Source organism: Pseudorhodoplanes sp. (assembly GCF_035565855.1).
GTDB lineage: Bacteria > Pseudomonadota > Alphaproteobacteria > Rhizobiales > Xanthobacteraceae > Pseudorhodoplanes.
The window spans coordinates 34,759-45,032 of the sequence record NZ_DATMRX010000181.1; the positions used below are offsets into that span (position 1 = coordinate 34,759).

General features: G+C 62.9%; 10 protein-coding genes and 1 tRNA gene. 9 read left to right on the forward strand and 2 right to left on the reverse strand.

Translation table 11 applies throughout. From position 1 onward, the window contains the following. The first annotated feature begins 31 nt into the window (after positions 1-31). Both VN004_RS10000 and VN004_RS10005 read left to right on the forward strand, forming a co-directional pair. Positions 32-319 (forward strand): hypothetical protein, encoded by a 288-nt coding sequence (locus tag VN004_RS10000; protein WP_325609495.1) that lies wholly within the window; start codon positions 32-34, stop codon positions 317-319. A 147-nt stretch (positions 320-466) separates the two neighbouring features. Continuing rightward, entirely contained in the window at positions 467-628 is a 162-nt protein-coding gene (locus VN004_RS10005; RefSeq protein ID WP_325609497.1) for a hypothetical protein, read from the forward strand. Positions 629-666: 38 nt separating this feature from the next. Here the strand turns inward: VN004_RS10005 and VN004_RS10010 are convergent, their stop codons facing one another. Continuing rightward, on the reverse strand, positions 667-2,115 hold the full coding sequence (locus tag VN004_RS10010) for a TAXI family TRAP transporter solute-binding subunit (RefSeq protein WP_325609499.1): 1,449 nt from the start codon (positions 2,113-2,115) through the stop codon (positions 667-669). A gap of 511 nt (positions 2,116-2,626) precedes the next feature. On the opposite strand from VN004_RS10010, the gene VN004_RS10015 reads away from it, so the two are divergent. The 4 genes from VN004_RS10015 to VN004_RS10030 all read left to right on the forward strand — a co-directional run bounded on the left by VN004_RS10015 (position 2,627) and on the right by VN004_RS10030 (position 7,027). Beyond that, complete coding sequence (locus VN004_RS10015; RefSeq protein WP_325609501.1) at positions 2,627-4,282, forward strand: MFS transporter; 1,656 nt, start codon at positions 2,627-2,629, stop codon at positions 4,280-4,282. A gap of 98 nt (positions 4,283-4,380) precedes the next feature. Continuing rightward, positions 4,381-5,937 (forward strand): DUF4118 domain-containing protein, encoded by a 1,557-nt coding sequence (locus tag VN004_RS10020; RefSeq protein WP_325609503.1) that lies wholly within the window; start codon positions 4,381-4,383, stop codon positions 5,935-5,937. Next, complete coding sequence (locus VN004_RS10025; protein WP_325609505.1) at positions 5,934-6,644, forward strand: response regulator; 711 nt, start codon at positions 5,934-5,936, stop codon at positions 6,642-6,644. Before VN004_RS10020 ends, VN004_RS10025 begins: the two co-directional genes overlap by 4 nt. A gap of 194 nt (positions 6,645-6,838) precedes the next feature. Then, positions 6,839-7,027 carry a hypothetical protein gene (locus VN004_RS10030; RefSeq protein WP_325609507.1) on the forward strand — a complete coding sequence of 63 codons (189 nt, stop codon included), beginning with the start codon at positions 6,839-6,841 and terminating at the stop codon, positions 7,025-7,027. 73 nt (positions 7,028-7,100) lie between these two features. Here VN004_RS10030 and VN004_RS10035 read toward each other — a convergent pair. Beyond that, a tRNA-Ser gene (locus VN004_RS10035) sits at positions 7,101-7,190 on the reverse strand. A gap of 288 nt (positions 7,191-7,478) precedes the next feature. Between VN004_RS10035 and VN004_RS10040 the strand changes: the two genes are divergently transcribed. The 3 genes from VN004_RS10040 to tmk all read left to right on the forward strand — a co-directional run. Beyond that, positions 7,479-8,288 carry a septal ring lytic transglycosylase RlpA family protein gene (locus VN004_RS10040; protein WP_325609509.1) on the forward strand — a complete coding sequence of 270 codons (810 nt, stop codon included), beginning with the start codon at positions 7,479-7,481 and terminating at the stop codon, positions 8,286-8,288. A 72-nt stretch (positions 8,289-8,360) separates the two neighbouring features. Further along, a complete protein-coding gene (locus VN004_RS10045; RefSeq protein ID WP_414710266.1) occupies positions 8,361-9,587 on the forward strand; it encodes a D-alanyl-D-alanine carboxypeptidase family protein in 1,227 nt (408 codons plus the stop codon). 26 nt (positions 9,588-9,613) lie between these two features. Continuing rightward, the coding region (gene tmk / locus VN004_RS10050; RefSeq protein WP_325609513.1) for a dTMP kinase at positions 9,614-10,274 on the forward strand (661 nt) is incomplete at its 3' end.

Sequence of the window (10,274 nt, forward strand, 5' to 3'; positions counted from 1 at the left end):
GCCCGTTTCAACAACGGGCCGAGGAGGCTCCATGGAACAGATCCTCATCAATCTCGTGGCGGGGGCGCTTGGCGGTGCGGGTGCCGGCAAGACCTCTCCGCAATTCGATCTCGGGATGGTCGGCAATCTCATTGCCGGTGCAGTCGGAGGAGGGGTGCTCGGTCAGATCGTCACGCTGCTGATGCCGTCCATCGTGGCGGCAGCCCAGTCCGGCAATCTGACCGTCAGTGGTGTCGTTTCGCAGGTGATCGCGGGCGGAGCGGGCGGGGCGATCCTCACCGCCATTATCGGTGCGATCAAGAACAAGGCCGCGGCCTGACAACGAGGGCCCGCGTCTCCTGACCGGGGCGCGGGCTCCTGTCGTGACGATGCATTCGCTGTGATTGGCCCCCAGTGCCAGCACACCCGATCACCATCTTGCGAATGGGTGAGGGCGAACCGATTGCGTGTTCCGGCGTTGCGGTGCATGGACCGCGACCACCACACACGCAGCCTGAGCGCCCTCGCCGCCAACCAGCATTGGCTGGAAGAGCATCGGGAACAGGTTTTCACCAAGGGTGACCTGCCGATTTGCGAGCAACCGACCGAAATCCCGCCGGAACCCGAAATTCGCGACCAGCAGCAATAGGCCGCGCCGGCACAGGACGCGGGATTCTGTCTGTGTTGTTATACCTTCAGCAGCACTGCGCGCCGTTCGGCAACTGCGCGACGGGCCTGATCGGCGGCAAGGGTCACCGCAGACGAGCGATTGTGATGGATTTCACCTCTTTCGATCTGCCGGATGGCGCGCTCGACGATGTCGTCGATCTCAATACACATCAGATCGAGTTCCTGCGCGGCCGCGGTCCGCGCGCGCTTGATCACGCCGATCAGGGCCTCAAGATCGTTGCGCCGTTCGGACTTTGAGGGGCTGGAGCGGGCGTAACTGACGAGCCAGGCGGCGCCCGAGCCGAAGAACGAAAACAGCATCAGCGCCCAATATAATGGTTCGCTGTAACGCTCGAAGAAGCCCCGTTGCTCGCCTTCGAGATAGGCGAGCGCCCCGGGATGGACGCTGAGCGAAGCCGCCTTGTCGGTATCCGGGCTTTCGATCTTGGTGAAAGCGGGCATTTCTGCGCCCTGCGCCTGCTTGGCATAGAACAGCCACTTGGTGAACTCTCCAGCAAGCACAGAGTCGAGCGTGCGTCGCGCCACGAGATAATGCGAGACGCCGATCGTCTCCACGGTCTCGGCCGGCCCCGAGCCGCCGAAGGCGCCGGCGGGAATTTCCGCCGATTGATAGACCGGGTTCTGTTGTTCGATCGCTTCCGACGATCCTATTGCCAGAAACAGCGGGTGCGTCTTGCCGCGCGCAAGCGCCGTAACCGCTTCGGCGATGATTTTGCTGCCGACCGGCCCCACCGCCAGCAGCGCGTCGAACTTCGCGGCCTTCAACTGCGTGGTGAGATCTTCGGGCGCGAATTGCAACGTCGTAACCTGGTCGGGCGGCACGCCATACTGGCGCAGGATCGTGTGCAGCAGCGTGACATTGGCAGGCGCGCGGCCGACGATGCCGACCGTCTTGCCCGCGAGGTCCTCGATCTTCTCGATCGGTTTCACGGTCGAGGTGACGCTCGCTGCTTTGACGGCCTTTGCGGCGCGTCCGTTTTTCTTTGCTGGTGTCGGCGGTGGCGGGGGCGCCTCGACCGCCGGCACGATCAGCACCGCGACATCGCGGCGCTGGACCGCGATAACCTGTCCGGCTTTTGGCATCGCCACGTCGCGGCGAACCACCGCGAGATCGGCCGTTCCGTTGTCCAGCGCCTCGGCATTTTTCGCAGTGTTGTCCTGCGGGACCAGCTTCAGTCTGATTGGCGCACGCTCGCGTGCGAAATATTGCGCAAGCGCCAGAATCAGCCTGTGGTCCTCGCTCTGCTTCGGGCCGACCGCGATCTTCAGCGCGGCGGGTTTGGACTCGATATAGGAGACGACCACCGCGACGCCGGTCACGGCGAGGATGAGGCCGGTTGCTATCAGCAGCGGATGGTGCGCCATCAGGCGCAGGCGCTCACCGACGGTGAGCGGTGGCTTCTCTGCCGCCGGAGCAGGCATGAGGTGCGGGTTCTGCACGTTCATAGGCGGCGCACAGGCCCCCTCCCGAGTGGCGTCGCGACATGAATATCGCTTCATCCATGGCTCTCGAATTGTGACTTTATGATGCTGCCGGTCGGGAGCGGGCGGTTTCCTGATGAAGCCCAAGGATGGAATCCGCACAGACGGTCGTTCAACGCGTCGGGTCATCGGGTGTGGATGAGGATGCGAAGGCTGTTTTCGCCGGCGTGGAGAGAAGCTGACCACAGCTACTGCCATGTCACCCTCATAAGGGCGTTGCCTCAGCCGCGAACGTTACTCTGCCATTGGCGCCGATCCCGATCCAAATTCATGATGAAAAAGTGTGTCGGCAAGCAAAGCGAATTCCGGATGAATTCGTCGCTGCAATCAAATGGTTACCGCGCTGCATACCGACCTTTTGTCTACGACATGAGAAGCACAGACGCGAGCAACCCGATGGGCAAATTTGACGCCGGGGCGGCAGGCATGTGCAAAAGAAGAGGCCGTCCCCGTAGCACCAAAGGGATGAGCGCCTATGTCCACGACAACCGCTGTGCATACGTCGGCTCGCGGTGCCGGCATGACGAGGGAAGAGAAGTTCGTCATCTTCGCGTCGTCAACAGGTACCGTTTTCGAGTGGTACGACTTCTATCTCTATGCCGTTCTGGCACCCTTTTTCGCGTCACTGTTTTTTCCGCCCGGCAACGACACCGCAGCGCTGCTTTCCGCCTTCGCGACCTACGCGGCGGGCTTTCTGGTGCGTCCGTTCGGTGCATTGCTGTTTGGCCGAATCGGCGATCTTGTCGGCCGCAAATACACGTTCCTCGTCACCATCCTCGTGATGGGTGCCTCGACCTTTGCTGTCGGTCTTCTCCCGACCTTCGCATCGATCGGCTGGCTGTCTCCGATCTTGCTCGTGTCGCTGCGCCTGTTGCAGGGCCTTGCGCTGGGTGGCGAGTATGGCGGCGCCGCGACCTACGTCGCTGAACACGCTCGCCCCAATGACCGTGGCTTTGCGACGAGCTGGATCCAGACCACTGCAACACTCGGTCTGTTCATGGCGCTCGGTGTGATCCTGCTTTGCCGCACCACGATGGACGCAAAGGCGTTCTCCGAATGGGGCTGGCGCATTCCGTTCCTTGTCTCCGTCGTTCTGCTGGCCTTCTCGGTCTGGATCCGGCTCAAGCTGAACGAGACGCCGATCTTCCAGAAGATGAAGGAGGAGGGCAAAGGTTCAAAGTCGCCGTTGACGGACAGCTTCCTGCGCTATCCCAACAACCAATACGTCCTCCTTGCCTTGCTCGGCGCCACCGCCGGGCAGGGCGTGGTGTGGTACACGGGCCAGTTTTACGCCCTGTTCTTCCTCACCATTACGCTTAAGGTCGATTATGCCACGGCCTATATCCTGATCGGCCTTTCGCTGGTTATCGGCACGCCGTTCTTCATCTTCTTCGGATGGCTGTCGGACCGGATCGGCCGGCTGAAGATTATCCTGGCCGGTTGCCTCATCGCCGCGGTGACGTACTTCCCGTTGTTCGGCGCCTTGACCAAGGCGGCGAACCCGGACCTCGCGGCGTTCCAGGAGAAGCAGGCGATCAGCGTCGGCGTCGACCCCGCAACCTGCAATTTCCATATCTTTGTGGGTCCGTGGTCGAAATTCTCGGATTGCGATCGCGCCAAGGACTTCGTGACCAAGCTTGGCGTGTCGTTCAGAACCGACACGTTGCCGGCAGGTTCGGCGCCCGTGCTGAGCATCGGAAATGACAAGGTGCAGGGTTGGGATGCCAAGGCCTGGACGGCGGCCTTCGCCAAGGCCGGCTACCCGGCCAAGGCGGATCCTGGCAAGATCAACTGGCCGCTGACGCTGCTGATCCTCTTCATCATGGTGATCTACGTGACCATGGTGTATGGCCCGATCGCAGCCTTCCTGGTCGAAATGTTTCCGACCAACATCCGCTACACCTCGATGTCGCTGCCCTATCACATCGGCAACGGCTGGTTCGGCGGCATGCTGCCTCTGCTTGCGACGGCGATCGTGGCCGCGACCGGCGACATCTATGCCGGGCTTTGGTATCCGATCGTGGTCGCAGTCATGACGCTCGTGGTTGGTGCTGTATTTCTGCGCGACACCAAGGATGTCGACATCACGTCCGGCTCCGGCGTGGAGGCCATGAGCGGGGCATCTTCTTGAGGCCAATCGGGCGCGGTCGGTAAGACTGCCCCGTGTCCCCGAGCAACTGAAGGCCCCGCTGTGCGGGGCCTTTTTTTGCTGTAGAATAGCGGTTTGTCATGCTTCAAGCCGTGCAATTGCCCATCCGCGAACGCCTCCAGACGGCGATCTATGCGGTCGTCCTCGTGGCGCTGACGACCTTCGGCGTCGCCATCATCATTCATTTCACGAACGTCCGGCACATCTCGATCGTCTATATTGTTCCGGTCCTCGTCGCTGCGATCCGATGGGGCGTGACCGAAGCCATCATCGCTGCCCTTTGCGCGATCGCATCGGCCGCGTTTTTCTTTTATGCGCCGATCTACGATCTGCGGGTTCACGATCCGCTGCAGATTCTCGACCTGATCCTGTTCCTCACCGTAGCCATCACCACCGGACATTTCGCCACGCGCCTGCGCATCGAGGCCGACCGTGCCAATCGCCGTGAACGCGAAATCGGGGCGCTGTATGCCTTCGCGCGACGGCTCGCGTCGGCACGCGATGCGGCCGGCATCTACGACGCGATCCAGCAGCATCTCACATTGCTGGTCGGACGCAGTGTTCTTTTGTTCGGTCCGGTCACGACCGAAAGCGAGGCGCTCGCCAGATGCACGGCGCTGCGCGTCCCTCCGCAGGTCAGCGACAGCGTGCTGAGCGCATTGCGGCGCGGCGGCAATTCAGGCGTGGGAACGGTGACGCAGGACGGAGACGGCCAGACCTGGCTTGTGCGACCGGTTTCTGCGCAAAGCCCCGAATTTGGCGTGATCGCCATTGATCTCGGAACGCGCAGCCGCACCGAGACCGAAAAGATCGGAAAGGACATCGACGCCTTGCTGATCGATGCGGCCGCGACGCTCCAGCGCCTCGGGCTCGAACGCACCATCAGCGAAGCGCGTAGCCGCACCGATGCCGAAGCGTTGCGCGATGCGCTGCTCGGATCGGTCTCGCATGAGCTCCGCACGCCGCTTTCCGCAATCCTGGGAGCGACAACCACGATCGCGGGGGCGCCGCAGATCAAGGCCGATCCGCGGCTCGCCGGCCTCGCCAATGTCGCGCGTGAGGAATCCGAACGGCTTAACCACGACATCGACAACCTGCTGCACGCGACCCGGATATCGAGCGAGGGCGTGCATGCCAAATTCGAATGGTCCGAGCTGGCGGATATCGTCAACGCGGCGGTGGAACGACGACGCGCGCGATTGAAGGATCATGAGGTCGAGGTCCGCGTCGCACCCGATCTGTCTCTGGTCTACGTGGACTCGGTCCTGGTCGAGCAGGCTCTGGGGCAGATCCTCGACAATGCCGCGAAATATTCGCCGCCCGGTTCTGCGATCGAGGTTTTGGCGAAGCGAACCGGGCACGATGTGACCATAGCGGTTTCGGACCGCGGAGCAGGGTTCTCCGCCGAGGAAAGGTCACGCGCGGGTGAGCGCTTCTTCCGCGGCAAGCGCCACGCCTCCTCAATCACCGGGGCCGGACTTGGCCTGTGGATTGCGCAATCCTTTATCGCGGCCAATGCCGGCCACCTTGAAATCGAGAGCGCCGGCGCCGATTGCGGATCGCGCGTCCTCATGCACCTGCCTGTCGGCGAAGACGTGGTGCCCGCGGCAAACGCCTGGAGCGAGACCGACGCATGAGCGCGCAGCACCCCCCCGTTGTTCTGGTGATTGACGATGAGGCACAGATCCGGCGCTTCCTGCGCGCTGGCCTCGAGCTCGACGGCTACACGGTGCACGAAGCTGAAAGCGGTCAGACCGGCTTGCGGATCGCAACGATGCGGTCGATCGATCTCGTGATCCTCGATCTTGCGATGCCCGACATGGATGGCAGCGACGTGCTGGAGCGCTTGCGGTCGTGGTCCAATGTTCCTGTCATTGTGCTGTCGGTGCGCTCCAGTGAGGACGAAAAGGTGCGTCTTTTGGAACTCGGCGCCGATGATTATGTCGTAAAGCCATTCGGCATGGCCGAGTTGCTCGCCCGTGCCAAGGCCGCATTGCGGCGGCACAGGCGCGGGGAGAGCGGTGAAAGCGTCATCACGATCGAGCATCTCACCATTGACTTCGCGGCGCGGCGGGTGACCGCGAACGGCAAGCGGCTATCACTGACGCCGAAGGAATATCGTGTGCTGCAAATCCTCGCGCAGCATGCCGGCAAGGTTGTCACCCACCAACGCCTGCTTTCGGAGGTCTGGGGCCAGTGGCACGTACACGACACGCATTACCTTCGCATATTCGTCCGTAAGTTGCGTCAGAAGATCGAAACTGATGCGACCAAGCCGCGCATCCTTTTGACTGAGCTTGGCGTCGGATATCGCCTTGCGGTTCCCATGGATGTAGCACCTTAGACTTTCGACGCGGTATCGAGTGATGCAGAATTTACGCGGCTAGCCTCCTATTTTATCAGGCGGCCTCGAGCCCCCAGCTAACGTCCCGAAGCGGCTACAGAGCCACAGGGACGGAAATGTCTTCGCGACCAAGAAGCGCTGCGCGACGGCGCGCCCTTTCGCCTGCGGCAATCGACAGCCGGCGCACGGCCTATATGACCACCATCGCCCGCGCACGTTTGCTCGGAGAACAGCGCAATGCGCTGCTCGACCGGGCGCAGGCCTTGCTGACCGCACATTGGGGCGCAGCCGCGTGGTCCTCCCGCGCCAGGATTCTCGAGACCGTGGACTGGCTCTTGCGCGTTGGACTGAGCAATCGGCGGCCGGACCGAGAGACGGTTTGACAGGAAGCTCTCGCCGTCGCCCTTCTACGAAGAAGCGCAGAGCCAATACGTCCAAGTCAAGATGGGAAAAATCTGGCGGAAGGGGTGGGATTCGAACCCACGGTGGGCTTGCACCCACGGCGGTTTTCAAGACCGCTGCCTTAAACCACTCGGCCACCCTTCCATCTGCGGGATCGCAGTCGATTAGCCCAGATTACCGCCGGAACAAAGCGCCCTTTGATCCTTGGCCTGCATCCTTCACAATAGGGGAATTACGATAATCAGGCTTCACTCCACCCGTCGATACCGCCCGCTCAGCCGCCATTAACCAAGCCGCCATTCCGCCCATTTGCGTGTCGGGCAGGTCACGCTATGGTGAATCAAGGCGGGCTTTGGCCCGGCCAGATTCTAATTTTTTGGGGACAGCATGTCGTCGTTTCGGGGGAAACGAGCGATTCGCGCGGTGGCGGTTATGACCGCAGCACTCGGGCTCGCGAGCTGCGCCTCGTCCGACAAATTCGCGCGCAAGGTCGATCCGAAATATGGCGTCCCGTCCAGTCCACGCGTTGTCGAGCTGGGTGAGCGCGCTCCCAAGGGGGGCGGGGTGTTCCGCGTGGGCAAGCCCTATGTGGTCGGCGGCAGGACTTACGTTCCGGAGGAGGTGGCAAACTACCGCTCCGAGGGGCTGGCGTCCTGGTACGGCCGCGATTTCCACGGCCGCCTGACCGCGAACGGCGAAGTCTTCGACATGGAATCGATCAGCGCCGCTCATCCGACGCTACCGATGCCGTCCTATGTGCGGGTCACCAATCTTGCCAACAAGCGCTCGCTGATCGTGCGGGTCAATGACCGCGGACCGTTCCACGGCAATCGCGTGATCGATCTCTCGCAGAAGAGCGCGCATCTGCTCGGGTTCAAGGACAACGGCACGGCCCGCGTCCGGGTTGAATATGTCGGCCGCGCGTCCCTGGAAGGGTCGGACGATCGCAAGCTCGCAGCGACGCTTCGCCATGGCGAACCCGCGCCGGCGCCCGTTCTGGTGGCGTCCGCCAGTCGCGCGCCGATCGCCTTGCCCGAAAGCCCGCGCGGTTTCGCCGTCGGCGGCCCGGTTCCGATCCCGGCGGCGCGGCCCTACAGTCTCGGAGAATCCGTCTCGCCGCGGCTGACTGAGGTCACAGCGGCCGGGCGGCCGCAGCGAACGGCGTCAAACCCGGTTTCCGGTAGCGGATCGATGCGTTATGATCCCCGCGCCGGATTCATGAGCGGACGCGGACTGTACTAGGCACCGCCAGCCCGGCATCACCCTGGGGCGACGGCCGCGCGGCTTCCGCGCATCACCTCGTGTTGTCCGACCATGTATCGACTGACCGCATGCGCCGTGGGCGCCGTTTCCGCATTCTATCTGCTGGCTGCAGGGATAGGGGCGTCGCTCGGCGCGCCGGCCACGATCGCCGGCGGCAAGACCAAGGATGAGGGATTCACGACAGCCGCTCCGACCGCGATCCTGATCGAGGCGGAATCCGGCACAGTGCTCTTCGAAAAAAACGCCGACACGTTGGTGGCGCCGGCCAGTCTCGCCAAGCTGATGACGGCGGAAACCGTCTTCAACGAGATCAAGGAAGGCAACGTCAAGCTCGACGAGGAATTCATCATCAGCGAGAACGCCTGGCGCCGCGGTGGAGCGCCATCGGGCGGCTCGACGATGTTCGCTCCGATCCACAGCCGCATCAAGGTCTCCGACCTGCTGCAGGGCGCGATCATCCAGTCCGGCAACGATGCCTGCATCGCGCTTGCGGAAGGAATTGCGGGCAACGAGGCGAGCTTCGTGCGCCTGATGAACGCGCGGGCGCGGGAGCTCGGTCTCACCCAGTCGAATTTCACCAACTCGACCGGACTGCCCGATCCGGAGCAGCGCGTCACCGTGCGCGAACTCGCAAAGCTTGCGCGCCACATCATCCATACCTACCCCGAATTCTATAAGTGGTACGGCGAGAAGGATTTCACCTGGAACAAGATCCGTCAGCCCAATCGCAATCCATTGCTGGCGATGAATATCGGCGCCGACGGTTTGAAAACCGGTTTCACCAACGAGGCCGGATACGGTCTCGTCGGCTCGGCGGTGCAGAACGACATGCGGCTGATTGTCGTGGTGGCCGGACTGAAAACCGCAAATGAGCGCGCCGACGAAGCGCGGCGTCTTTTGAATTTCGGATTCAACGGTTTTGAGTCCCGGCTGCTGTTCGCTGAAGGACAGCGGGTGGGTGAGGCACGGCTGTTCGGCGGCGAACAACGTTACGTGCCGCTTGAGTCGCGCGACAAGAAGCCGATCCGGCTGATGGTGCCGAAAAATTCGACCGAGCGCATTGTCGCGCGCGTGGTCTATCGAGGCCCGGTCAGGGTTCCGGTTGCTCAGGGGCAACCGATTGGCGTGCTCAAGGTCTGGCGCGGCGATACGATCGCCCTCGAAACGCCGCTCGAAGCGGCGGAATCGGTCGAAAGCGGACCGCTTCATCGCAAAGCGATGGATGCGCTGGGAGAATTGTTCGGCGGCTGGTTCCGCGCCGGGCTGGAGAAGCTATAAAGGCCTCCATCGTCAAGGATTGCCTGATGCGCGGCAAGTTCATCACCCTGGAAGGCGGCGAGGGTACGGGGAAGTCGACCCAGGCCCGGATGCTCGCCGATCGGCTCAAACGGCTCGGCATTGCCGTGACGACGACGCGCGAGCCGGGCGGCTCGCCGGGCGCTGAGGTGATCCGGCATGTGATCTTGTCGGGGGCGGCCAAGCCGCTTGGCCCCGACGCGGAGGCCATGCTGTTTGCAGCGGCGCGCGAGGATCACATCGCGCATACGATCCGGCCGGCGCTTCTGCGCGGGCATTGGGTGATTTGCGATCGCTTCGCCGATTCGACGAGGGTTTATCAGGGCGTGCTCGGCCACGTCGATCCGCGCCTGATCAAGCGGCTGGAAAAGATCACGGTCGGCGACATGCGCCCCGATCTCACGTTGATCCTCGATGCACCGGCGCAGATCGGGCTCGCGCGCGCCCATGCGCGCCGGGGCGACGGTGAAATCGACCGCTTCGAAAGCGAGGACCTGGCGTTCCACGAGCGGCTGCGTGAGGCCTATCAGCAGCTCGCGCGCGATGAAGCCGAGCGTTGCGTGGTGATCGATGCAAGCGACACGCCCGAGCAGGTTGCAGACCGCGTGTGGTCCATCGTGACCCGCAGGCTCGATCCGGCAACGGCGCCGCTTGCGATCGGGGAGACCG